Raw genomic sequence first — 22143 nt, forward strand, 5'->3', positions numbered from 1 at the left:
TGCCTCCTGTGACCTGCGCTGTTATTGCGCAGCCAAGGGGGTCAAGCCAATGTGAGGGTTTTCTAATTTTTCCCGCGCAGCCGGTTGATCGCCGCTCGCCCCGGTCGGATCGAGTTGTCTCCCGCTGCATTCGCAAGGTCGCTGGGGTCGATCGATACGTCGATCCCATCGGCGAGTAGCGGGGGTACGTCGCCGTTTTCGGACGCCACCTTCTCCACCACATTCCGCTTCACCAAAGCCAGCGCGATCGGCCCGTAGTCGCAGTCGTGCACGCTGGATCCGACCCGGCCGATTCCGCGGCCACCCGCGGTGAGTTCGGCACCCACGCCGGGCAGTCGATTGGCGGATCCGTCCAGGTGTAGCATCACCAGCACTCGCGGGGATTTGCCCAGGTTATGCACTCGGGAAACCGTCTCCTGCCCCCGGTAGCAGCCCTTGTTCAGGTGTACGGCAGCCTCGGTGGGACCGGCGGAAACGTCGTCCAGCTGGGTGGCGCCGCTGATTCCCTTGCCGATGAAGGCGGGGACCTCGTGGGGGATGGCGCGCTCGTCGGTATCCACGCCCAGGATCGGCAGGCGTGCCTGCACGCGGAATGCGTCGTAGGCCATGCGCCCGGTGGGCTGGGCGACATGAGTCAGCTCATCCCAGGCGCGGGTTATCCTCTCGCGGGGAACCCACAGGTCGAGAGCCTGGAGCTCGCCGATACTCCTGGTCCTCCACAGTTGCAGATCCACATCTTCCGGAACGTCGAAGTTCAGCTGAGTGGGCAGGGCGGCGGAGGATGTGGTGTCAACAGTAAAGAGCGAGGAATCCGCGGCGAGGTCCGTGCCGATCACCGTGAGCCGCGCCCACGGCAGGCGCTCGACGGAGACCTGCGACCAGAAGACCATCTTGCTCAGATAGTCTTCGAGTGCGTCGGCGTGGGTGGCTGGGGTGTCGAGGATCAGCGCGTCGTCGGTGGCGAGGATTCCGAAGAAGTGCTCGACGTGGCCTTTCACGTCGAGGATCAGGCCGAAGGTGGCCTGGCCGGGCTCGATGGCGTTGACCTTCTGGGAGATCAAGTTGTTGAGCCAATCGCGACGCTCCGCACCCGAGACGCGGATGGCCACGCGATCCCAAAAATCCACGAGGCCGGGCTTGCCGTCGTTTACGCGGGACTGCTCGGTGAGGGGGTTGCCGTAGTGCCAGGCAGTGGCGCTGCTCTGAGCTTCCGGTGCCTCTGAAACTTCGGCGGCCTCACTGCCAGACAGTGCGCTGGCGGCAGGTGCGTGGTCGACGATCGGGCTGTGAGTCAGATCAAACACACCACCCATCGTAGGACGGGGCGGGGCTGGCATGCCAATGGCGGCACTCTATGGGGCTTGTAAAACGTCCGAGAACAGTGCGGGAATAGAATGAGCAACATGAGCAATCAGGAAGCAAAGTTCGTGGTCGTTGACGTCCTGGGTGAGGACGGCGGCGGCACAGGCGCTGGCACGGCAGCTGCCACCCAAGACCCGCAGGTTCGGGACGCGACCGTGCCGATGATCTACGCAGACGACCTAGCCGCCGTGCGCGGCGACGGGGTTTTCGAGACTTTCATGCTGCGCGGCGGCAACGTGCGCAACCGCGAGCGCCACGCCACCCGCTTCCTCAACAGCTCCGCGATGCTGGACCTGCCGGAGCCAGACCTGGAACGCTGGTTCCGCGCCACCGACATTGCCGTGGCCGACTTCGAGGAGAAGAACGGGCCGGGGCAGGAGGCCGCGCTGCGCTGGGTCTACTCGCGCGGACGGGAATCCACGGGGCAACCGACGGGCTGGGTCACGGTGGCGCCGGTCAGCGAGCACGTGCTGCACGACCGGGAGCACGGCGTGCGGGTGATGACGGCCGAGCGGGGCTTCCGCATCGACCTATCGGAACGTTCCCCGTGGGCGCTGATCGGCGCGAAGACGCTATCCTACGCAGCCAACATGGCCGCCCTGCGCAGCGCGAAGGCCCGCGGGGTGGACGACGTGATCTTCCTGTCTGACGAGGGGCTTGTGCTGGAGGGGCCGACCTCGACCGTGGTGGCCGTGGAGGTGAACCAGACGACGGGGGAAAAGAAGCTCGTCACCCCGCCGGCGCATGTGGGCATTTTGAAGGGCACCTCGCAGGCCGCGCTCTTTAAGCTGGCCGAGCAGCGCGGATGGGTCACCGAGGAACGGGTGTTGCGGGTAGAGGACCTCACAGCTGCCGCCGGCGTGTGGCTGGTCTCCTCCGTGCGCGTGCAGGCACGGGTGACAGAGCTGGACGGCATCCAGCTGCCCCGCCCGGAAGTTGCCGACGAGGTGGAAAAGATGGCCTGGGAGGCTGTTACCGGCTAGCCGACTGGCCCCCAACCGGTCAGCGACCTAGCCGACCACGCGGGACAGCTGCGCGGACTGCCAGGGAACCATCTCGCCGTCGATGAGGCGTTCGTCGACCCAGCCAAGGTCGTTGTTCGGCATCAGGCCGTAGAGGCGCTTGCCCGGCCCCAGGTTCGTCGGGCCGGTGGCTGTAGCCATCGTCGAGGCGCTTTCCAGTTGCCAGGCGCGCTCGTTCAGCGGGCTGCCGTACAGAATCTCCACCATGCCGTCAGAGTGGGTGAGGATCATCTCGATTTCATCGTCATCGTTGATGCGCAGGAAGCCGGACTCGCGGCGGCCGGGGGTCTCGGTTGGCTGCCCGTCCTCATCCATACGCCAGGTGCGGGAATCGTAGCTGATGCGATTCTCGCCATCGTGGGCGAAGATGACCTGCTGGCCGAAGGTGAACTCCTCCTCGCCGGGAGGCGCCGCCTGGCCCTGGCCACGCCATACGCCGATCAGCGGCAGCAGTGCCAGCAGACCGTCGTGCAGGTTGGGCCCCTTGCGCAGGTTGGCTGTGTCGTCGGGGATGGGCATGTCGCCGAATTCCGGCAGGTTCTTGTCGCTAGTGGACTTGGACTGCTCGGCGGCCAGGTTGACCGCTTCGTTAGCGTCTACCTTGAACTTCTTCTTTTCTTCTTCAGCCATGCCCTTAAGACTATAGGCTGGGGAGTTCTTCTTCACTCAAGGGTCGGGATCGCGGAGCCAGATCGGACAGGCTGATCTTCGTGTACACCTGCGAGGCTTCGACGAACACCGAGCCGCCGGAGACGAAAATCCGCTCCGGGTCGCCCCGCATGGGTAGTTCCTTGCCCGGGATGCGCAAGCTAAAGGCGTCATTAACCCGCTTTTCGATGTCCGGATCGAGTGTGGCTTCGTCGGTGACGTTCTTGGCCTTAATGTCCAGCCCGTCGGGGACAGAGAGGATCTTGGTCGGGGTGATCACCATGGTGCCCGCGACGATGCGAAGCTTGACCTCGACCTTCGCGGGTTTGGCGAAGCCCTTTGGCTTGCCCTCGAAGATGGCCTCGGTCTCCCAGCCGCCGCGGGGCGAGATGTCGTCGAGGTTCTGGATCTGCAGGGCCTCGATGTCCATGCGGTTGCCCAGCAGCACGCCGTCCAGCTGCAGGCGGGTAAAGACCTTGCGCGCCGGGGCGTTTTCGATGGTGCCGTTGAAAACATCGTCCGCGGAGACAGTTATGTACTGCGCCGAGGTTTGTACGCTCATCAGGCCGAAGCCCGGCACATCCACGTCGTTGGCGACGACGGTGACCGCCTGGAGTTCGTGGCTAAGCGCGGCGCCGGTGTAGGGGAAGCCCGCCACCTGTACCTTTGGCGGGTTGGCTAGGTTCGAATCGGCATATAGCGCCTCGGAGATCTTGTGTTCGGCACGCGCGGCGATCACGTTATCGACCAGCAGCGCCACGAGCAGCACCAGCACTAGGGTGAGCGCGCCGCGGATTGCGATCTTCTTCACCTGGCCGGCCCCCTTCTCGAGTCTCTTTGTCGTTCCCTACAGGTTACTAGGTGCCATTGTTCCTTCTTTATGACGCCACGCCTCCGCCGCCGCAATCTCAGAGAAGCGTTAAGAAACCGTCGAAATCTACCCCAAAATGCCGAAAGTGAGGGACAATTGGGGGCATGGCTATTACCTACGACACATTTGAAGACCTGTGGGAGCACTCTGAGGTGTTGGAGGGGGTTCACGAGGTGCTGGGTGAAGTCGCTGAGGCAGATGGGGTGCCTGCGATCAGTGAGGCTTTCCTGCGCGGCATTGACGAGAACCACGGCCACAAGCACGTAGTGGCCAGGAATAGCAACCGCGTGGTCGGCGTGCTGGCGATCGACCCGGACCGCGTGATCGAGTTGGCTGTTGCCCCGGAGGTTCGCCACAGTGGGGTGGGGATTGCCCTGTTTGAAGCTCTGCGCGACCAGTTGGGCGTGAGCGGTGCGATTGACGTCTGGGCGCACGGGGATTCCGCCGGCGCCCAGCGCTTTGTCGAGTCGCTGGATGCCCGCCGCACCCGTGAACTGCTGAAGATGTCGCTGGACTGTGCGCCGGCGACGAAGGCGGCCAGAGCCATTGAGGCGGGCGGTGCAGAGGCCGAGAAGCGCTGTGAGGAACAGGACATTGAGGTTCTGACGTACGCCGAGTCCGTGGCGCGCTTTGATGCAGATTCCGTGGATGCCGAGTGGGTGCGCGTCAATAATGAGGCCTTCGCATGGCACCCCGAGCAAGGCGGCTGGGACGTAGACCACCTGCGTTCTGCCCGGGACACTAATTGGTTCGATCCGGATGCGGTCCTGATGCTGTGGGTGCGGGATGAAAACTCCGCTGCCGAGCGGGTGGGCATTCCCTGTGCGGCCGATGGGGGCGAGGGGAACGACGATGTGTTCCGCCTGGTGGGCTTCCACTGGACGAAGATCCCGCTGGAAGAGAAGGAAAAGGATGCCGGCGAGCGAGCAGGGGAGGTGTACGTCGTGTGCCTCGCTGACGATGCTCGCGGTAGGGGACTGGGGCAGGCGATCACGCAGCTGGGTATGAAGTTGCTCCTGGATAATGGTTGCGGTCGCATTGAGTTGTATGTGGAGGGAGACAACGCGCCTGCGGTTTCTACGTATAAACGACTCGGCTTCGAGGTTGTGCACACCGATGTGGTTTACCGCGGCCGTCTCTGAGCAGTGAGCCTAGAGAGTCCCCTGGATAATGCCGTAAAAAGTGTCGTAAATAGTTTCGTGAATAGCTTCAGGCGTGAAGACAGCGAGGTAGTCCGCGGCTGAGAACCTTAAAGGTCCACTAGCGGAGTATGAGAAAACCTATAGTCGCTAGTTGTGCGCCGCCGAGAGTGAAGTGGGTTCTGTGTCGAGGCGGGTTAACTTTGGGTTAAATCAAGGCACGTTTCGCCACATGGGGGGTAGTGCTTAGGTGTGGTCTTGGGGGTGTATTTGCAATGCTTTCTGAACCGAGAAAGATAGCTGTGCTGCATAAATGCTGTTGTTCACCTGCTGTTCACTTACAGCACTCTTTAAATCCATAAGCGCCGATTAACTTTCTTGGTGACGCAAGAGTGGCTCCTACAACTGCGGGCTTCTCCTGTAAGACACTTTTCTGTACTTCTGACAATATTTCGGAGGAAAACCTCGTGAAGTTCACCATGAAGCGCGCCAGCGCTGCAGCTGCAACCCTGTTTGCTGGTTCCCTGATCCTGACCGGCTGCTCCAACGCTGACAACAACGAAGGCGGCAGCAGCGAAGGCTCTCGCGAGATGGAGGAGGCCACCGGCGAACTGCGCGGCGAAGGCGCTTCCTCTCAGGACAACGCAATCCAGAACATCTTCGGCCCGGCCTTCTCCAGCACCGGCGCTACCCTGGCTTACAACGCTTCTGGTTCCGGTGACGGCCAGAAGAAGTTCATCGCTGGCCAGGCTGACTTCGCTGGTTCCGACTCCCCGCTGAAGGACGACCAGATCGCAGACGCTAAGAAGCGCTGCGACGGCAACGACGCATGGCACCTGCCGATGGTTATCGGCCCGGTTGCAATTGCTTACCACCTGGAGGGCGTGGACGAGCTGAACCTGTCCACCAAGACCGTTGCCAAGATCTTCAAGGGCGAGATCAAGAAGTGGGACGACGAGGCTATCAAGGATGAGAACGAGGGCGTTGATCTGCCGTCCGACCCGATCGAGGTTGTGTACCGCTCTGACGAGTCCGGTACCTCCGACAACTTCCAGAAGTTCCTGGCTGCCTCCAGCGGTGAGTGGGACTCCGAGGGCAAGAGCTTCCCGACCGAGGTCGGCACCGGTGCTCCGAAGTCCAAGGGTGTTGCTGACCAGGTTGCAGCTACCAACGGCGCAATCACCTACGTTGAGTCCGGCTTCGCTGAGGAGCTTGACGAGGTCAACATTGCCAAGATCGACTTCGGCTCCGGCCCGGTTGAGCTGAACAAGGACAACGTTAACAAGGCTCTGGCCGAGGCTGAGTTCTCCGGCGAGGGTAACGACCTGGTCGTCGACGCTGACAAGCTGTACGCCATGAACGGCGAGGACGAGTACCCGCTGGTTCTGACCACCTACGAGATCGTCTGCTCCGCTGGCTACGACGACAACACCTCGAAGCTGGTTAAGAACTTCCTGAACACCATCCTGGATAACCAGAACGATGATCTGGCTGACCAGGGTTACATCCCGGTGGACGGCGAGTTCAAGACCAAGCTGGAAGAAGCTGTCGACGCTCTGAAGTAGTATTCACAGCCGCTCAGGAAAAGAAGTAACCCCCGCTCGTTCTTCGATCGGGGGTTACGGTCTGAATGCGGTAACTACAGTGACGCGAAACACTTTTCAATTTTATTCTGGTATTGAATAACGACCTTTTAAGGATCCCTCATGGCAAACGCCAATAAGGTTGAGGTCGCCACGTCCGCAAAGGCAGAGGGCGACGCCCCTCAGCCGCAGCAGGATCACCAGTTGGCGCAAGATAGCCAGCGCTCCGGCGGTGGCAGCGTTAAGCGCCCTGGCGATGTTGTTTTCGAAACGCTGGCAAAGACCTCCTCAATCCTGATCACCGTGATCATCGGTCTGATCGGCCTGTTCCTGATTCTGCAAGCAGTCCCCGCACTGAACCGCCTGCGCGATGGCATCTTCAGCTTCTTCACCTACGGTGAGCGCTGGAATACCGACTACACCAACAACGACGGCGGATGGATGCAGTTCGGTATCCCGAACCTGTTCTTCACCACCGTCCTGGTTTCGATCGTCGCCCTCCTGCTGGCCATGCCGGTTGCACTGGGCATTGCGATCTTCCTGTCCAACTACTGCCCGAAGCGTTTCATCAAGCCCCTGGGCTTCATGATCGACTTGCTGGCCGCGGTGCCCTCCATCGTGTTCGGTATTTGGGGCGCTTACGTCCTCGGCCCGGCGCTGGGTGGCTTCTTCGAGTGGCTGTCTGGCTGGGCCGGCGGATTCTTCCTGTTCAACCACCAGCAGGGTAGCTCTCCGCCATTCTCCACTTCTCGAAACATCTTCACCGGTGGCGTCGTCTTGGCAATCATGATTCTGCCGGTCATCGCCGCCACCACCCGTGAGGTCTTCGTGCAGACCCCGAAGGGTCACGTCGAGGCCGCATTGGCTCTGGGCGCAACCCGCTGGGAAGTTGTCCGCATGACCGTGCTGCCCTTCGGCCTGTCCGGCTACATCTCCGGTGCAATGCTGGGCCTGGGCCGTGCGTTGGGTGAGACCATGGCGCTGTACATGGTCATCGCTAGTGCGCCGGGCTTCCGTGGCTCCCTGATGGATGGCGGTACGACCTTCGCAACGGCCATCGCCGCAGCCGCGCCGGAGTTCAACGACGAGCTGAAGGCGGGTGCCTACATCTCCGCCGGCCTCGTTCTGTTCCTGTTGACCTTCCTGGTTAACGCTGCCGCCCGCGCCGTTGTGGCGAAGAAGTAGGAGAAGAGAACAATGACAGATGCAGCAACTGTAGATAGGAAGAAGTCCTCTTCGTCCTCCGAGCTGTTTACCCAGATTTCCGGTAAGCGCAAGGCGGTCGACAAGTTCGCCACCGTCATCATCTACTTCGCCATGGCGCTGGCTCTGGTCCCACTGTTGTGGGTCTTGATCAAGGTTCTCAGTGAAGGCCTGCCTGCGATCCTTAACCCCGACTGGTGGGTTTACGACATGGTCGGCCAGCCGCGCAACAAGGCCGGTGGTGGTGCAGTCCACGCCATCATCGGTACCTTGATGCAGGTTCTGGTTACCTCCGCCCTCTCTATCCCGATCGGTGTGTTCACCGCTATCTACCTGGTGGAGTACTCCCGCGGCGGATTCCTCGGCCGCATCACGACCTTCATGGTCGACATTCTGACCGGTGTACCGTCCATCGTCGCCGCCCTGTTCGTCTACGCAATGTGGATCACCATGTTCGGCTTCGAACGTTCCGGCTTCGCAGTGTCGCTTGCACTGGTTCTGCTGATGGTTCCGATCATCGTGCGTAACGCGGAAGAGATGCTGCGTGTGGTTCCGATGGATCTGCGTGAGGCCTCCTACGCACTGGGTGTGCCGAAGTGGAAGACCATCGTGAAGATCGTCCTCCCCACCGCGCTGTCCGGCATCGTCACCGGCATCATGCTGGCTGTCGCCCGCGTGATGGGTGAGTCTGCGCCGGTGCTGATCCTGGTTGGCTCCACCACCAAGATCAACTGGAACCCGTTCGAAGGGGGCCAGCAGTCCCTGCCGCTGTACATGGTTGATCTGTACGGCGCGGGCAGTAACGAGTTCGTGCTGGAGCGCCTGTGGGGCTCCGCACTGACCCTGGTGCTGCTCGTGGCAATCCTGATGATTGGCGCCCGCCTGATCTCGAAGCGCTATTCGGTGAAGGTCTAAGGCTCACCCCAAGCCTTTGACCCCCACCGGGACCTAAACCCAAACAAAGCCTTTTCCTAGGAGAACAACACAATGGCTAAGCGCCTAGACCTCAACGACGTCAACATCTACTACGGCGACTTTCATGCCGTACAGGACGTCAACCTGCACATCCCACCGAAGGCAGTGACCGCCTTCATCGGCCCGTCCGGCTGTGGTAAGTCCACCGTGCTGCGCACCCTGAACCGTATGCACGAGGTTATCCCCGGTGCCTACGTCAAGGGCGAGATCCTGCTCGACGGCGAAGACATTTACGGCCCGAAGATCGACCCGGTGGCTGTCCGTAACACCATCGGTATGGTCTTCCAGAAGGCAAACCCGTTCCCGACGATGTCCATCGAAGAGAATGTGGTTGCTGGCCTGAAGCTGTCCGGCGAGAAGAACAAGAAGAAGCTCCGCGAGGTTGCAGAGCGCGCACTGCGCGGCGCCAACCTGTGGGACGAAGTTAAGGACCGTCTCGACCGACCGGGCGGCGGCCTGTCCGGTGGTCAGCAGCAGCGCCTCTGCATCGCCCGCGCCATCGCGGTCGAGCCGGAAGTTCTGCTGATGGACGAGCCCTGCTCCGCACTGGACCCGATCTCCACCCTGGCCGTGGAGGACCTGATCCACGAGCTGAAGGAAGAGTTCACCATCGTCATCGTGACGCACAACATGCAGCAGGCAGCCCGTGTGTCCGACCAGACCGCCTTCTACTCCCTGGAAGCAACCGGCAAGCCCGGCCAGCTGGTCGAGGTTGGCCCGACCAAGCAGATCTTCGAAAACCCGACGAAGAAGGAGACCGAGGACTACATCTCCGGTCGCTTCGGATAAAACGCCTACCTGCCCGTCAAGCAGGTACAGGATCTTAGAAAAAGTGTCTTCGGCAGGCTCCCGCTGAGCTTGCCACCCACTAGCGGGGTTCCGGTTAGCGCCGGAACCCCGCTTTTGGCGTCAATAATAAAAATAAACGGCATACTGGAAGGCAGTAACGGGTAACCCAGAGAACCACCGCAGAGAAGAAAGGAGCCACATGTCTAGCCAAGAGACTCCGGCAACCCTCCACGTCGTCGTGATGGGGGTCAGCGGCAGCGGCAAGACCACCCTGGCGCGCGCCTTTGCCGAGAAGACCGGCTGGCAGCTGCAGGAAGCCGACGATCTGCACCCAGAGGGGGCGCTGGAGATCCTGCAGGACGGCAAGTTCCCGCCGGAGGCCGGGCGCCGTAAGTGGCTAGGGATCGTGCGCGACTGGATTGCGGACGAGGCCGCCCAGGGCAACAACACCGTCACCGCCTGCACCGCGCTGCGCATCGACCACCGCGAGATCCTCAACGATGTGGGCGAGAACGCGACCGTGTTCTACGTGCACCTGTACGGCACCGAGGACGTGCTCGCGGAGCGCATGAAGAACCGCGTGGGAGAAGCCGACATGCCACGCGAGCTGCTGACCGCGCAGCTGGAGGATCTGCAGCGCCTCACGCCGGGGGAGAAGGGCATCCAGCTGGACGTTAGCCGCACCCCGGAGCAGCTGCTCGACGATGCGCTGAACGCCGCGATGTTCGCGAAGAAGGCGTACGCGCGCTAGACAGTCGCGGCCTGCGACCGGCTGCGGCCTGCAGGCGCCTGTGCCCTGCAGGCGGCTAGTAATCCAGGTTCGTGTCGTAGCGGTAGCGCATCTCGTCGAACTGCTCGCGGAAGTGCTGCTGCAGCTCCTCGTTTTCCTGCTTGCGGTAGTACTCATCCGGCGTGAGGCCGGTGATGATGAAGACAATGCGGTTGGCAATCTCCACCGCGTGATCCGAGTAGCGCTCGAAGTAGCGCGAGAGCAGCGTGACGTCCACGGCCTCGCGCACTGTGTGCGGCCATTCGCGCTGGGTGGTGAGCTGGAAGATGTGGCGGTGGATGTCATCGACCGCGTCGTCGTCTTCAACGAGCTCGAGGGCGGTGTTTACGTCGAGCTCGCGCAGCAGGGTCTGGATCTTCGCCGCCGAATTGTCGCACTGCCGAGCCATCTCTTCGATATAGGGGCGGACGGACTCGGGTACAGCATTTTCTGGGTGACGCCGCCGCGCCACCTTTGCCACATGCACCGCAAGCGCGCCCATGCGGGTGAAATCCTCGACAATATGCTGGCCGGCAACGACAATGCGCAAGTCCCGCGCCACGGGTGCTTCCAGCGCTAGCAGCTGGAAGGCATCCTTGACTGCGGTCTCACGCAGATCCTCGAGTGTATCTACGCTGCTTAGGACCTTCTCGGCAAGGTCCAGGTCGGTTTCTAGCAGAGAACGGGTAGCGGAATTGAGCGCAGTGCGCACGAAATCCGCCATCAGTGAAATGTCGTGCTTAAATTCCCGGAGTTGGTTTCGGTACACCCTACGCATGTGAAAAAACTATAGTCTCTGGAGCTCGGTGGCGCTGAGGTTTGGCCCCCGCGTATAGCCCCGAAACCTATAGGCCCGAAAACTATTAACCACCACTGTTTTCGATGTCGGCGCCGTCCGGGACAGTCTCGTCCTCCGGGTCGTCCAGCCAGCCCTCCGGCAGGGCCACCTTTGCGGGGGATCCCTGGCGGCCGCGGGCGCCGTCGGCGTCCTCCGCCAGGGCGGGGGAGTCCCATACGTCGGCAAGTGCAGACTTCAGCTCGTCCAGGCTGCTCACCCGGGACAGGCTGCGGCGCAGTTCCCCGCCGGCGGGGAAACCGCGTAGGTACCACGTCATGTGCTTGCGCAGGTCACGGCAGGCCTTCTGCTCGCCGTCGTGGGCGGCCAATAGTTCCGCGTGGCGCAGGATGATGCGCGCTACCTCGCCCAGGGTGGGTTCGCTGGGGATCGGCAGGCCGCGCAGCTCGGCGGAGAGCTCCGCGAAGAGCCACGGGCGGCCCAGGCAACCCCGGCCTACGACCACGCCGTCGCAGCCGGTCTGCTCCATCATGGCGCGGGCATCCGTGGCCTTAAAGATGTCGCCGTTGCCCAGCACGGGGATGCCCGTGTGGGCCAGGTGCTCCTTCAGGCGCGCGATCTCGTTCCAATCCGCGTGACCGGAGTAGCGCTGTGCTGCGGTACGGCCGTGCAAAGCCACAGCGGCCGCACCCTCTTCCACGGCGATGCGGCCGGCATCCAGGTGGGTGTGGTGCTGGTCGTCGATTCCCACGCGCATTTTCACGGTCACTGGAATGTCCGTGCCTTCCGTGGCCTTAACCGCGGCAGCCACGATGTTTCCAAAGAGCCTGCGCTTGTAGGGCAGGGCGGAGCCGCCGCCACGTCGGGTGACCTTGGGTACGGGGCAGCCGAAGTTCATGTCGATGTGATCGGCGAGGTTCTCGTCGACGATCATCTTGGCCGCCTTGTAGGTGTACTCCGGGTCGGTGGTGTACAGCTGCAGGCTGCGGGGATCCTCGTCTGGTGCGAAGGTCGTCATGTGCAGGGTTTTCGGATTGCGCTCGACCAGAGCGCGAGCCGTCACCATTTCGCAGACGTACAGCCCGGCGACGGAGCCCATGCGTTCGCGCTCCTGTTCGCGGCACAGGCTGCGGAAGGCCACGTTGGTTACGCCTGCCATCGGGGCGAGTACGACGGGGGAGTCGAGCTGCATCTTGCCGATCTGCAGCCCTTTGAACTGCTGGTTGGACTGTGGCGCTGCGTCGGGCGAACCAGCCGGGGTGGTTGAGTCCTGCGGGGTGGTGGAGGTGGGGGTTGCGGTCGATGTAGTCACGGCCACCATTGTCACACTGGGGAGGGACGAATACCAAAGGGCGTCAATAACCAAAGAGCGCCAATAAATGTTCAACAATTCGCATGAGGGGCGAGGGCGAGCCACGTCACGCTTATGTAGGCTGAGGAAAGGAGCGGAGAAACCGCTAAACAGCTATGGAGGAGGAACCGATGTCTGAGCGCATCGCCAACGAGTTCTACAGGTCCAAGGTCATGTCCGCCGACGAGGCGGCGCAGTTCATCAACCACGGCGACAAGATCGGCATGTCCGGCTTCACGGGAGCGGGCTACCCCAAGGCGCTGCCGACGGCCATTGCCGAGAAGGCTAAGGAACTGCACGGTCGCGGGGAAGACTTCCAGATCGACCTTTTCACCGGCGCCTCCACCGCACCTGACTGCGACGGCGTGCTGGCCGAGGCCGATGCTGTGCGCTACCGCACCCCCTACGCCTCCGACCCGGTGATGCGCAAGAAAATCAACGCTGGCGAAATTAAGTACCAGGACATCCACCTCTCCCACCTCGGCCAGCAGGTCGAGGAAGGCTTCTTTGGACAGCTGGACGTAGCCGTTGTAGAGGCCGTGCGTATCGACGAGGCGGGCAACATCATCCCGTCCTCGGCAGTGGGCAACAACGTGGAGTACCTCAACTCCGCCCGCAAGATCATTATCGAGGTCAACGAGTGGCAGTCCCTTGACCTGGAGGGCATGCACGACATCTACAAGATCCAGGACCTGCCGAACCGCACCCCGATCCCGATCAACCGCCCCGGCGACCGCATCGGCACGCCGTACATCCCGGTAGACCAGAACAAGGTCGTGGCCGTGGTGAAGACCAACGCCGAGGATCGCAACGCACCGTTCAAGCCGACCGACGAGATCTCCGAGAAGATCGCCGGGCACTTCCTGGACCTCCTCGAGGGAGAGGTTGAGGCCGGTCGCCTGACCTACGACGGCTACATCATGCAGTCCGGCGTGGGCAACGTGCCGAATGCCGTGATGGCGGGTCTGCTGGACTCCAAGTTCGAGAACATCCAGGCCTACACTGAGGTGATCCAGGACGGCATGCTGGACCTTATCGACAACGGCAAGATGACCGTCGCTTCCGCAACCTCCTTCGCGCTGTCCCCGGAGTACGCCAAGAAGATGAATGAAGAGGCGAAGCGCTACCGCGAGCACATCGTCCTGCGCCCGCAGCAGATCTCCAACCACCCGGAGGTCATCCGCCGCACGGGCCTCATCGCCTCCAACGGCATGATCGGCTGTGACATCTACGGCAACGTGAACTCCACGAACGTGTCTGGTTCGCGCATCATGAACGGCATCGGTGGCTCCGGCGACTTCACGCGCAATGCCTTCCTGTCCACCTTCATCTCCCCGTCCACGGCCAAGGATGGCGCCATTTCCGCCATCGTGCCCTTCGCCTCCCACGTCGACCACACGGAGCACGACGTGATGGTCATCATCACGGAGTACGGCTACGCGGATCTGCGCGGCCTGGCACCGCGCGATCGCGTGCCGAAGATCATCTCCGTTGCGCACCCGGACTACCGTCCACTGCTGGAGGAGTACTACGAGCGCGCCTGCGCCGAGGGCAACCACCTGCAGACCCCGCACGACCTGAAGACCGCCTTCAGCTTCCACCTCAACCTGGCGGAGAAGGGATCCATGAAGGGCTAGCGCTGGTGCTAGTCTCCGGCTCCGGCACAGCGCCGGCGCTGTGCTAGGGGGCAATTTTCTGCTTCAAAGAAACGTTAGATAGAATGCTCCCGTTGGGCCTTTAGCTCAGTTGGTAGAGCTACGGACTTTTAATCCGCAGGTCGCGGGTTCGAGCCCCGCAGGGCCCACGTTCGCGATTACCCCGTCGGGGCGCTTCCATGGAGATCATGGTCGCGCCGCGGCGGGGTTTTGCGTTGCCTGCGGCTGTCTATTTCTCCACTTCACCGGGCGATTTGTTCTGGCGCTCGCACCTGGTTTAAACTGTTCAAGCTGCTAAGGAAAGCTAGAGTTTCTTGCTGGCTTACTTTGTAGAGCTCCCATCGTCTAGAGGCCTAGGACCCCGCCCTTTCACGGCGGTAACACGGGTTCGAATCCCGTTGGGAGTACGGCCCTGTGGCGCAGTTGGTTAGCGCGCCGCCCTGTCACGGCGGAGGTCGCGGGTTCAAGTCCCGTCAGGGTCGCCATAAAAGACCTCATGGAGAGCCTTTCCGGTGCTTTTCGCGCCGGGGAGGTTCTTTTTCTTTTTGTCTTTCTTTGTGACGCCCCTAGCTTGCGTGTTGGACACTTCAACAGTGACGTGAAAGCCTGCCAGAAATGACGTTTGAACAGCTGATTTGCTTAAGAACTTTGACACTGTGTAGAGTCTATTCTCGTGCAACGGACGGCTTAGACAAGTTGTTGTCTGGTCGTTTTATTTAGTTGCGCAGGCAAGATTGGCCCTGTGGCGCAGTTGGTTAGCGCGCCGCCCTGTCACGGCGGAGGTCGCGGGTTCAAGTCCCGTCAGGGTCGCTTCGATGTTCGAATCGGAAGCGGTCGGGCAACGAAGGCCAGATAGCTCAGTTGGTAGAGCGTTCGCCTGAAAAGTGAAAGGTCGCCGGTTCGATCCCGGCTCTGGCCACATTCCACCCCGGTAGCGGAAAGCTACCGGGGTTTTGCCGTACGTACACTGGGGGCTAGAAGCTAGCACAGCTACTAGAGGATAAGAAGAGCAATAGGGAAGGGAGCCCCAGCAGTATGTCAGGCACCAAGAGCATCGTTCACGATCAAGAGCAGAGCCGCTTCGTCATCTACGTGGACGACCAGGAGGCAGGCTTCGCCGAGTACTCCCAGGAGGGCAACGTCCGCGACTTCAACCACACCGTGGTGGATCCAGCGTTCCGTGGCCAGGGGCTATCCAAGCCGCTGATTAGCGAGGCTCTGCTGGAGACCAAGGAGGCGGGGCTAAAGATTAAGGCCAGCTGCTCCGCTGTCGCGGCCTTCGTGGAGAAGAATCCGGACTTTAAGGAGCTGCTGGCCTAAGCTCTGGCTGCGCGCCTAGATGTTGTTCTGCATGTCGTCGACCCACTTCACGGCGTCGACGAGCGGGGTGTTCTGGTTGGGCTTGCGGGGGCGAATCTTCGCCGGGATGCCCGTCAGGATGGAGTTCGGGGGAGCGTCCTTGGTCACCACCGCGTTGGCGCCGATCGCGGAGCCCTCGCCGATGGTGATGGGGCCCAGCACCTTCGCGCCTGCGCCGATCATCACGCCGTTGCCGATGGTGGGGTGGCGCTTGCGCTGTACTAGTTCGGAGCCGCCGAGCGTCACACCGTGGTAGAGCATGACGTCATCGCCGATCTCCGCGGTCTCACCGATAACTACACCCATGCCATGGTCGATAAAGAATCGACGGCCAATGGTGGCGCCCGGGTGGATCTCAATGCCGGTGAACCCGCGGGTCGCTTGGCTAATGATGCGTGCGATGCCCCGGTGCCCGCGCTTCCACAGTGCGTGGGATACGCGGTGCGCCCAGATGGCGTGCAGGCCGGAGTACACAATGGCGTTTTCTACGTCTCCGCGCGCCGCTGGGTCGTGTTCGCGGGCATTGGCCAGGTCTTCGCGGATGCGTCCAAGAATGCTCAACGGTGTGGTCTTTCGGTTGGTTGGGTATCGGCTTTAAAGCTTTCGCAGCCACTATAACGAGAAGGCGCTGCCCCCTATTCCACCGCTGGGTGGAAAGGCGGTAGCGCCTACTTGCCTGCAGCCAGTAGCTACTGGACAGCCGCGGCCACTAGATTCACTAAATTGCGGCCGACTGCCAGAGCGGAATTAGTCGCGCAGGTCGTCGAACAGCAGGGTGGAGACGTAGCGCTCGCCGAAGTCGGGGACGATGACGACGATGGTCTTGCCCTCGTTCTCGTCCTTCTGAGCTTCCTGCACGGCTGCCCACACGGCTGCACCGGAGGAGATGCCGGAGAGGATGCCCTCAGAGACAGCCAGCTCGCGGGCGGTCTTGGTTGCGTTCTCCAGCGGAGCGTCAATTACGCGGTCCAGGATGTCCTTGTTCAGGTTCTCCGGGAAGAAGTTGGTGCCCAGGCCCTGGATCTTGTGCGGGCCGAAGCGGCCCTCGGTCAGCAGCGGGGAGTCCGCCGGCTCCACGCCGACGATCTCGATCTTGTCGTTCTTCTCCTTAAGGTACTTAGCCGCACCGGAGATGGTGCCGCCGGTGCCCACGCCGGCAACGAAGATGTCTACTTCACCGTCGGTGTCTTCCCAGATCTCCGGGCCGGTGGTGTTGTAGTGGATCTCCGGGTTTGCCGGGTTGGCGAACTGGCGGGCCAGGATGGCGTTGTCGGTGTTCTCGACGATCTCGTTGGCCTTGTCGACTGCGCCCTGCATGCCGGCGGAGCCCGGGGTAAGGACCAGCTCTGCGCCCAGAGCACGCAGCATGATGCGACGCTCGTTGGACATGGTCTCCGGCATGGTCAGGACTACCTTGTAGCCCTTAGCGGCGCCGACCATGGCCAGCGCGATACCGGTGTTTCCGGAGGTTGCCTCGACGATGGTGCCGCCCGGCTTCAGGGTGCCGTCCTTCTCGGCTGCCTCGATGATGGCCTTACCGATGCGGTCCTTCACGGAGTTGGCCGGGTTAAAGGCCTCCAGCTTCAGCAGGACGTTGGCCTTCAGGCCTTCGCCGTATGCGCCCAGCTTAACTAGCGGAGTTCCGCCGATGAGGTCGGTGATGTTGTTGTAAATCTTCGCCATTGGGGCGATCCTTTCGTTCTAGACTGATCGGTCTATACCGGGTAGTCTACACTGCTCGTTCGCTGGGCACCACTGTGATTCCTCGTTGCTTGCTTGACCACTGTGTTTAAGGGTGCCTAATGATTCTTATTGACGCCCCTACGCGCCCAAGCTTCGCCAGATTCTCAGGCACGGCAGCAGGGGATTTGGTTCAATGGCAAACATGACTACCGAAAACCAGAACTACGAAAACATCCAGGTGGCTGTCAACGGCGCCGTTGCGACCATCACCCTGAACCGCCCGAAGGCCCTCAACGCGCTGAACAGTGGCGTGCTCTCTGAAATTGTTCCGGCAGCGGAGTCGCTGGACGCGGATCCGCAGATCGGCGCCATCGTCATCACTGGCAGCGAAAAGGCATTCGCCGCCGGCGCGGACATCAAGGAAATGAAGGATGAGACCTACCCCGAGGTGGCAGAGAAGCGCCTGTTCGGCGACTGGGAGAAGCTGGCACAGCTGAAGACCCCGCTGATCACCGCCGTATCCGGCTTCGCCCTGGGCGGCGGCTGCGAGCTGGCGATGCTCGGCGACATTCTGCTGGCCAGCGAGAGCGCAAAGTTCGGCCAGCCGGAGATTACCCTGGGCATCATCCCGGGCATGGGTGGCACCCAGCGCCTGACCCGCGCAGTCGGCAAGTACAAGGCCATGGATCTGATCCTCACCGGTCGCATGATGGATGCCGAAGAAGCTGAGCGCAGCGGCCTGGTTTCCCGCGTGCTCCCGGCAGAGGGCTTCGCCGACGAGGTGCAGAAGGTAGCCGCCAAGGTGGCAAGCATGTCCCACGTCGCAACGGCTGCCGCCACCGAGATGGTGGACGAGGCCTACCGCTCCACCCTGGAAGAGGGCGTGGAGGCGGAGCGCCAGCAGTTCTGGCGACTCTTCGACACCGCGGATCAGAAGGAAGGCATGACGGCCTTCGTGGAGAAGCGCAAGCCGGAGTGGCAGCACCGCTAAACGCGCTGCCGGGCACCATTCCTGGCACAATTGCGGATATGTCGCATTCGAAGCAAGTCAACCGCACCATTGACCTGTCCATACATGACGTCTACGAGGTCGTCACCAGTGAGGCGTTCCTACTGACGGACGAAGGAATGGTGGAGCAAACGGAATCCCAGATCATCGAGGCCGAGCGGGAGGTTCTGCCCGATGGTCGGGTATGGGCGCGGGTTGGCGTGAGGGCGTCACAAAAAGAACTAGAAGATCTCTCCAAGGACGGCGAGGCGCCCATCGCATATCAAGAGACCTATGTTTCGCACCCGGATGAGACCGGTGCGTTCGAGGTGAAGGCCGAGATGGATCTGCCGCTGAAGATGGGGACGATGGATACCCACTTCGTCTACGCGCCTATCGCTGAAGGTAGCGGGGAGGTCGCCGCAGAGGGTGCGGCGGAGACTGCAGTGGAGGCGATTCTGACCGCAGACGTGTCGGTACCGCTGATCGCCGGAAGGCTGGAAAAGCATCTTTTGAAGGCTGCCGACAAGACGGTGGACAACAGTTTGGCGCGTATCAAAAACCTAGGTAGCGCTTAGCTTTTTCTGAGAAAACCCAGTCGATTAGCCCCGATAAGGTTGTGTGCGCTCCCGTCTCTTTTTGTAAAAGAAACATGGGGGCAGTTTTGGGGGTAGCAAGGGGGTGAACTATACTCCCTCTCACACGACGTCTTAGCCCTTCGGGGTGGGCGCCACAGGTCAAGTTTGAGGAGTGAACCAGGTGGACCAGCAGCGGCAACGCGATGACGACGACGTCATCATTTCTGCGCTGAATTCTCTAAAGAACGCGACCGGCATTCCGGTGACCATGTACGCCACGAGCTCGGCGGACGGAAAGCTGCGGATCTCCAAGTGGGTGGGCCTGCGCACCCCAGCACTGCACAACCTCGAGATCGCTCCGGGTGCGGGAGTTGGTGGCCGCGTGGTGACCACCCGCCGCCCAGTGGGAGTTTCTGATTACACCCGGGCAAAGGCCATCAGCCACGACTTCGATCGCCACATCCGCGATGAGGGCCTGCACTCCGTCGTCGCAGTTCCCGTGATTGTGAAGCGGGAAGTCAGGGGCGTTCTCTACGCTGGTGTTCACTCGCGGGCCCGCATGGGCGACAAGGTGCTTGAAGAAGTAACCATGACTGCTCGCTGCCTGGAACAAGATATTGCGGTTAATGAGGCGCTGCGCACTAATGACGCTGGGCGGGGTGCGGCCGCGGGGGCGTCCGCAAATAAGCAGGTGCGTTCGATGTCCGGTGCGGAATGGGAGCAGGTGCGCGCTACGCACAGCAAGCTGCGCATGCTCGCCAACCGTGTAGATGACGATGACCTGCGTCGCGACCTCGAAGTGCTGTGCGACCAGATGGTTTCCCCAGTGCGCGTGAAGCAGACCACCAAGCTTTCAGCGCGCGAGCTCGACGTACTGGCCTGCGTGGCGCTGGGCCACACGAACGTGGAGGCTGCAGCCGAGATGGGTATCGGTGCGGAGACTGTGAAGAGCTACCTACGCTCCGTGATGCGCAAGCTCGGTGCGCACACTCGTTACGAAGCGGTAAACGCCGCGCGACGCATCGGCGCATTGCCCTGATATCAATTTTGCGAGGCCCTTGAGTAGCTTCAGGCAGCTCTAAACAATCGCTCCGCTTTGCACGGGGCGATTTTTTTATAGGCTGGGTGGCGTGAAAGACAGCTTCGTAGTGACAGGTGGAACCAGACTGCAGGGCGCCATCAAGGTATCCGGCGCCAAGAACAGCGTGCTTAAGCTAATGTCGGCGGCGCTTTTAGCACCCGGAACCACCACGTTGACCAATTGCCCCGAAATCGCCGACGTGCCCTACATGGCAGAAGTTCTGCGTGGCCTGGGTTGTGAGGTGGAGCTCGATGGCGACGTCGTGCGCATCACGACCCCGGAGAGTATCGAGTACAACGCAGACTTTGAGGCCGTGCGTCAGTTCCGTGCCTCCGTTGCTGTGCTGGGGCCGCTAACCTCGCGATGCCACAAGGCGCGGGTTGCTCTTCCCGGTGGTGACGCCATCGGTTCCCGTCCCCTCGATATGCACCAATCCGGCCTAGAGCTGCTGGGTGCAACCACCAAGATCGAACACGGTTGTCTGGTCGCTGAAGCGGAGGAGCTCCATGGCGCACAGATCAAGCTGGACTTCCCCTCGGTGGGCGCAACAGAGAACATTCTGACTGCTGCGGTGCTGGCTGAGGGCACAACCACGCTGGACAATGCGGCGCGCGAGCCGGAGATCGTGGATCTGTGCGACATGCTGGTGGCGATGGGCGCGAAGATCAGCGGCGCTGGTTCCAACACCATCACCGTCGAGGGCGTGGAGCGACTCAACCCGGTGGACCACGAGGTTGTCGGCGACCGCATCGTCGCAGGTACCTGGGCATACGCTGCAGCTATGACGCGGGGAGACATCACGGTTGGCGGTATCGATCCGCAGCACCTGCACCTGGTTCTGGAGAAGCTAAAGCTCGCCGGGGCACAGGTGGAGACGTACCCGACCGGCTTTAGGGTGGTGCAGCACGAGCGCCCCAAGGCGGTGGACTACCAGACGCTTCCTTTCCCCGGATTCCCAACTGACCTGCAACCCATGGCGATTGCGCTGTGCACGGTGAGCGAGGGGATGAGCGTGATCACGGAAAACATCTTCGAGTCCCGCTTCCGGTTTGTCGATGAGATGATGCGCCTGGGTGCGGACGCCAGCATCGACGGCCACCACGTAGTTATCCGGGGTAGGGAACAGCTTTCCTCTGCGCCGGTGTGGAGCTCCGATATTCGTGCGGGCGCGGGCCTGGTGCTGGCCGGACTGGTGGCAGATGGGAAGACCGAAGTGCACGACGTCTACCACATCGACCGTGGCTACCCGGAGTTCCCGGAACAGCTGTGCTCACTGGGTGCAGAAGTGGAGCGGGTGCAGCGATAAAGGCTGAGCCGATTCAGCGCTTAAGGCTCAGTCCGTGCAGCGTTGAAAGCTGTATGCGGGTGCATGTGTCCTTTAGTCTGATTCCGCGCCCTGTAAAAAAGGCTCCTGGCCTGCGGGTTTGTGTTTGTTGTGGGGTGTGTGTACATTAATCCAAGTCAGCGCGACACAGCACCGCGAGTTACAGACTCTCGGAACGCTGGAAGTCATAAGCGTCTGGCCAATCATTTTAAAGCTGTAAAAACAGTTCGTTTGTGTGCGAGTGCAGCGGGTTGTTTACCGGGAATTTGCTTTATCTTCACGGTTGCTTTACACTCGTAATCCGTCGCAACGTGGCTGCCACTGTGTGGTGTGTTTGTTGTGTGCGTAGGTTGTTTGAGAACTCAATAGCGTGATGAACCAAGTTTAGATACTTTGTTGACCAACCTTTGTGTTGATTCTGATGCATTGTATGTCTTTTCACTTTTTTGTGACTTGTTTCAGTGCTCCATTAGCTCATATGGATTGTGGGTTGGTGGTGGTTACGCCAGCGTGGTTTTAACGTCTCCACGATATGTAATGTGCGTATCCCAACGAGAGTCGCCTTTTTATGGGTGCTTGTTGGGCTGATGAAAAAGTTTTGGAAAAGTTTGTGGGATGTATGTTGTGTCTGATCAATAACCAGCAGGACTGTTTTTCAGTGGTTGTTGGTGTTGGTTGATGTGATTTATTTATCCTTTTTTCAATTCTTTTGTCAGTAATTTTTTTGTTTTGCCTGGTTTTCAGGCTCACCATGTGTCTGATGGCATTTTTTATGGAGAGTTTGATCCTGGCTCAGGACGAACGCTGGCGGCGTGCTTAACACATGCAAGTCGAACGGAAAGGCTCCTTGCTTGCAAGGGGTACTCGAGTGGCGAACGGGTGAGTAACACGTGGGTGATCTGCCTTGCACTTCGGGATAAGCCTGGGAAACTGGGTCTAATACCGGATAGGACCATGCTTTAGTGTG

General features: G+C 61.1%; 21 protein-coding genes, 5 tRNA genes and 1 rRNA gene. 19 read left to right on the forward strand and 8 right to left on the reverse strand.

Annotation, left to right across the window (positions count from 1 at the left end; translation table 11 throughout):
- Positions 1–62: 62 nt before the first annotated feature.
- Positions 63–1313, reverse strand: a complete 1251-nt coding sequence (locus MHX66_RS08450; protein ID WP_239202253.1) for a folate-binding protein YgfZ — start codon at positions 1311–1313, stop codon at positions 63–65.
- 81 nt (positions 1314–1394) lie between these two features.
- Between MHX66_RS08450 and MHX66_RS08455 the strand changes: the two genes are divergently transcribed.
- Positions 1395–2345: an aminodeoxychorismate lyase gene (locus MHX66_RS08455; RefSeq protein WP_239202208.1), complete on the forward strand. Its 951-nt coding sequence runs from the start codon at positions 1395–1397 to the stop codon at positions 2343–2345.
- A 27-nt stretch (positions 2346–2372) separates the two neighbouring features.
- On the opposite strand, the gene MHX66_RS08460 is transcribed toward MHX66_RS08455, so the two are convergent.
- Both MHX66_RS08460 and MHX66_RS08465 read right to left on the reverse strand, forming a co-directional pair.
- On the reverse strand, positions 2373–3014 hold the full coding sequence (locus tag MHX66_RS08460) for an FABP family protein (RefSeq protein ID WP_239202211.1): 642 nt from the start codon (positions 3012–3014) through the stop codon (positions 2373–2375).
- Positions 3015–3024: 10 nt separating this feature from the next.
- Entirely contained in the window at positions 3025–3843 is an 819-nt protein-coding gene (locus MHX66_RS08465) for a DUF2993 domain-containing protein (RefSeq protein ID WP_239202213.1), read from the reverse strand.
- Positions 3844–4007: 164 nt separating this feature from the next.
- Here MHX66_RS08465 and mshD point away from each other — a divergent pair, with 164 nt between their 5' ends.
- The 6 genes from mshD to MHX66_RS08495 all read left to right on the forward strand — a co-directional run bounded on the left by mshD (position 4008) and on the right by MHX66_RS08495 (position 10343).
- On the forward strand, positions 4008–5045 hold the full coding sequence (gene mshD / locus MHX66_RS08470) for a mycothiol synthase (RefSeq protein WP_239202215.1): 1038 nt from the start codon (positions 4008–4010) through the stop codon (positions 5043–5045).
- Between the two features lie 464 nt (positions 5046–5509).
- Positions 5510–6607 (forward strand): phosphate ABC transporter substrate-binding protein PstS, encoded by a 1098-nt coding sequence (gene pstS, locus MHX66_RS08475; RefSeq protein ID WP_370646293.1) that lies wholly within the window; start codon positions 5510–5512, stop codon positions 6605–6607.
- A 141-nt stretch (positions 6608–6748) separates the two neighbouring features.
- Positions 6749–7810, forward strand: coding sequence for a phosphate ABC transporter permease subunit PstC (pstC, locus tag MHX66_RS08480; RefSeq protein ID WP_035004604.1), 1062 nt, complete (start codon positions 6749–6751; stop codon positions 7808–7810).
- Positions 7811–7822: 12 nt separating this feature from the next.
- Entirely contained in the window at positions 7823–8743 is a 921-nt protein-coding gene (gene pstA / locus MHX66_RS08485; RefSeq protein WP_035004602.1) for a phosphate ABC transporter permease PstA, read from the forward strand.
- Positions 8744–8815: 72 nt separating this feature from the next.
- Positions 8816–9592, forward strand: coding sequence for a phosphate ABC transporter ATP-binding protein PstB (gene pstB / locus MHX66_RS08490; RefSeq protein ID WP_035004600.1), 777 nt, complete (start codon positions 8816–8818; stop codon positions 9590–9592).
- Between the two features lie 199 nt (positions 9593–9791).
- A complete protein-coding gene (locus MHX66_RS08495) occupies positions 9792–10343 on the forward strand; it encodes a gluconokinase (RefSeq protein WP_239202217.1) in 552 nt (183 codons plus the stop codon).
- A gap of 55 nt (positions 10344–10398) precedes the next feature.
- Here MHX66_RS08495 and phoU read toward each other — a convergent pair whose 3' ends face one another.
- Together phoU and dusB are read right to left on the reverse strand one after the other, a co-directional pair.
- Positions 10399–11139 (reverse strand): phosphate signaling complex protein PhoU, encoded by a 741-nt coding sequence (gene phoU, locus MHX66_RS08500; protein WP_239202220.1) that lies wholly within the window; start codon positions 11137–11139, stop codon positions 10399–10401.
- Between the two features lie 85 nt (positions 11140–11224).
- The gene (gene dusB, locus MHX66_RS08505; protein WP_035004594.1) at positions 11225–12349 is read right to left on the reverse strand and encodes a tRNA dihydrouridine synthase DusB; all 1125 of its coding nucleotides are present in this window, start codon (positions 12347–12349) and stop codon (positions 11225–11227) included.
- A 290-nt stretch (positions 12350–12639) separates the two neighbouring features.
- Here dusB and MHX66_RS08510 point away from each other — a divergent pair, with 290 nt between their 5' ends.
- The 4 genes from MHX66_RS08510 to MHX66_RS08525 all read left to right on the forward strand — a co-directional run bounded on the left by MHX66_RS08510 (position 12640) and on the right by MHX66_RS08525 (position 14648).
- A complete protein-coding gene (locus MHX66_RS08510; RefSeq protein WP_239202222.1) occupies positions 12640–14145 on the forward strand; it encodes an acetyl-CoA hydrolase/transferase family protein in 1506 nt (501 codons plus the stop codon).
- 94 nt (positions 14146–14239) lie between these two features.
- A tRNA-Lys gene (locus MHX66_RS08515) sits at positions 14240–14312 on the forward strand.
- Positions 14313–14497: 185 nt separating this feature from the next.
- A tRNA-Glu gene (locus tag MHX66_RS08520) sits at positions 14498–14570 on the forward strand.
- Between the two features lies 1 nt (position 14571).
- A tRNA-Asp gene (locus MHX66_RS08525) sits at positions 14572–14648 on the forward strand.
- Here the strand turns inward: MHX66_RS08525 and MHX66_RS08530 are convergent.
- Positions 14627–14818 carry a hypothetical protein gene (locus MHX66_RS08530; protein ID WP_210383933.1) on the reverse strand — a complete coding sequence of 64 codons (192 nt, stop codon included), beginning with the start codon at positions 14816–14818 and terminating at the stop codon, positions 14627–14629. The two genes, MHX66_RS08525 and MHX66_RS08530, sit on opposite strands and share 22 nt — an antisense overlap.
- Positions 14819–14899: 81 nt before the next feature.
- Here MHX66_RS08530 and MHX66_RS08535 point away from each other — a divergent pair.
- The 3 genes from MHX66_RS08535 to MHX66_RS08545 all read left to right on the forward strand — a co-directional run bounded on the left by MHX66_RS08535 (position 14900) and on the right by MHX66_RS08545 (position 15483).
- A tRNA-Asp gene (locus tag MHX66_RS08535) sits at positions 14900–14973 on the forward strand.
- Positions 14974–15009: 36 nt separating this feature from the next.
- A tRNA-Phe gene (locus MHX66_RS08540) sits at positions 15010–15082 on the forward strand.
- Positions 15083–15198: 116 nt separating this feature from the next.
- On the forward strand, positions 15199–15483 hold the full coding sequence (locus MHX66_RS08545; RefSeq protein WP_049049879.1) for a GNAT family N-acetyltransferase: 285 nt from the start codon (positions 15199–15201) through the stop codon (positions 15481–15483).
- A gap of 15 nt (positions 15484–15498) precedes the next feature.
- Here MHX66_RS08545 and epsC read toward each other — a convergent pair whose 3' ends face one another.
- Entirely contained in the window at positions 15499–16083 is a 585-nt protein-coding gene (epsC, locus tag MHX66_RS08550; protein ID WP_034986168.1) for a serine O-acetyltransferase EpsC, read from the reverse strand.
- 186 nt (positions 16084–16269) lie between these two features.
- Entirely contained in the window at positions 16270–17205 is a 936-nt protein-coding gene (cysK, locus tag MHX66_RS08555; protein ID WP_239202224.1) for a cysteine synthase A, read from the reverse strand.
- Between the two features lie 193 nt (positions 17206–17398).
- Between cysK and MHX66_RS08560 the strand changes: the two genes are divergently transcribed.
- From MHX66_RS08560 to MHX66_RS08580, 5 genes are all read left to right on the forward strand, one after another.
- The gene (locus MHX66_RS08560; RefSeq protein ID WP_370646294.1) at positions 17399–18196 is read left to right on the forward strand and encodes an enoyl-CoA hydratase-related protein; all 798 of its coding nucleotides are present in this window, start codon (positions 17399–17401) and stop codon (positions 18194–18196) included.
- A complete protein-coding gene (locus MHX66_RS08565) occupies positions 18181–18771 on the forward strand; it encodes a DUF2505 family protein (RefSeq protein WP_239202229.1) in 591 nt (196 codons plus the stop codon). Before MHX66_RS08560 ends, MHX66_RS08565 begins: the two co-directional genes overlap by 16 nt.
- 181 nt (positions 18772–18952) lie before the next feature.
- On the forward strand, positions 18953–19810 hold the full coding sequence (gene ramA / locus MHX66_RS08570) for an acetate metabolism transcriptional regulator RamA (protein WP_011273089.1): 858 nt from the start codon (positions 18953–18955) through the stop codon (positions 19808–19810).
- 91 nt (positions 19811–19901) lie between these two features.
- On the forward strand, positions 19902–21158 hold the full coding sequence (gene murA, locus MHX66_RS08575; protein WP_239202246.1) for a UDP-N-acetylglucosamine 1-carboxyvinyltransferase: 1257 nt from the start codon (positions 19902–19904) through the stop codon (positions 21156–21158).
- A gap of 787 nt (positions 21159–21945) precedes the next feature.
- A 16S ribosomal RNA gene (locus tag MHX66_RS08580) occupies positions 21946–22143 on the forward strand; the annotation flags it as partial.

The sequence above is a fragment of the Corynebacterium sp. ACRPH genome, from assembly GCF_022347285.1.
Classification (GTDB): Bacteria; Actinomycetota; Actinomycetes; order Mycobacteriales; family Mycobacteriaceae; genus Corynebacterium.